The sequence below is a fragment of the Halorubrum sp. SD612 genome, from assembly GCF_002135005.1.
The window spans coordinates 1-1,214 of record NZ_NEWI01000384.1 but is presented as its reverse complement, the minus strand read 5'-3'; the positions used below and the strand labels follow the sequence as shown (position 1 = coordinate 1,214).

Here is a 1,214-nt window from a genome sequence, read left to right as displayed (position 1 = left end):
GCGTCGACCACAGCGTCAGAAGTGGTCGCCCGCGCGAACCGAGGGGTGCGGGCGGATCAGGGCGCCCGAGAGGTCAGCGCTCGCCGTGGGGGCGCGGTGGTCGATGCCGGAGTTGCGGATCTCCGAGTCCGTGATCGTCGCGTCCTCGAAGACGACGGCGCGGTCGAGCGTCGAGTCGGTCACCGTCGTGCCCGACATGACGTGGACCACGTCGCCGAGGTCGCTCCCCTCGACGGTCGCGTCGTCGGCGACGAGCGTCCCGCCGTCGAGGGCGTACTCGACCGCGTCGAGGTAGCTGTCGGCGGTGCCGATGTCGAACCACGCGCCGTCGAAGGTGTACGCGTGGACCGCGCCGCGCCGCTGGAGCCACTGGAGGAACCAGCCCGGCTCGTCCGGGTTGTTGTCGTCGTCGAGGTACGTCGTGAGGTCCGGGAGCGTCTCGGCGGGGAACGCGTAGCAGGCGATGGAGACGAGCGTCGACTGCGGGTCGTCGGGCTTCTCCTGGAAGTCGACCACCTCGTCGCCGTCCAGCTGGACCAGCCCGTACGACTTCGCGCGCTCGCGGTCGCCGACGTCGTAGGCGGCCAAGGTCGGCGTCCCCTTCTCCTCGAAGAAGTCGGCGAAGTCGCCCAGGTCGAAGCTGATCATGTTGTCGCCGGCGACGACGATCAGGTCGTCGTCGACCCCCTCGCGGCCGACGAGCTGTTCGAGCGCCCCAACCACGCCGAACTTCTCGTCCTCCTCGACGGTCTCTTCGACCGACAGCGTCGGCTTCTCGAAGGGGCTGTCGTCGAGGTAGTCGGCGAACGTGTCGGCGAAGCGCTCGTTCGTCGAGACGAACACCTCGTCGACGCGGTCGTCGGCCTCCAAGTCCTCGAATATCTCGTCGATGACGGTGTTCTCGCCCACCGGGAGGAACATCTTCGGCCGGTGTTCGGTGATCGGCCAGAGCCTGGTCGCGTAGCCACCCGCGAGTACGACGGCTTTCATACAGGCCGCTCTCACTCCGATGACATACCTCTTGTGCCCGCGTCGATCGTTCGTCCCGCACGCCTTTTCATCGCTCGTCGCGAACTCGGCGCATGGAGACGACCCGCCAGCGCGTCGCCGACGCGCTCCGCGAGGAACCCCGGACCGCGAGCGGCCTCGCCGAGACGCTGTCGCTGCCGACGCCCGTGGTGTACGAACACCTCGACCACGTCTCGCGGTCCGGG

Annotated in this window: 2 protein-coding genes; one reads left to right on the top strand and one right to left on the bottom strand. The window is 68.5% G+C overall.

Going from position 1 to position 1,214, the window contains the following annotated elements:
* Positions 1–15: 15 nt before the first annotated feature.
* Positions 16–990, bottom strand: coding sequence for a nucleotidyltransferase family protein (locus B9G38_RS17545; RefSeq protein ID WP_086221200.1), 975 nt, complete (start codon positions 988–990; stop codon positions 16–18).
* A 92-nt stretch (positions 991–1,082) separates the two neighbouring features.
* Between B9G38_RS17545 and B9G38_RS17540 the strand changes: the two genes are divergently transcribed.
* Positions 1,083–1,214, top strand: a 132-nt coding sequence (locus B9G38_RS17540) for an ArsR family transcriptional regulator (protein ID WP_143415653.1), incomplete at its 3' end; no start/stop codon positions are given.

Excerpts from the sequence above, each read along its gene's own strand:
- B9G38_RS17545 (WP_086221200.1), bottom strand. The coding sequence starts at position 990 with ATGAAAGCCGTCGTACTCGCGGGTGGCTACGCGACCAGGCTCTGGCCG.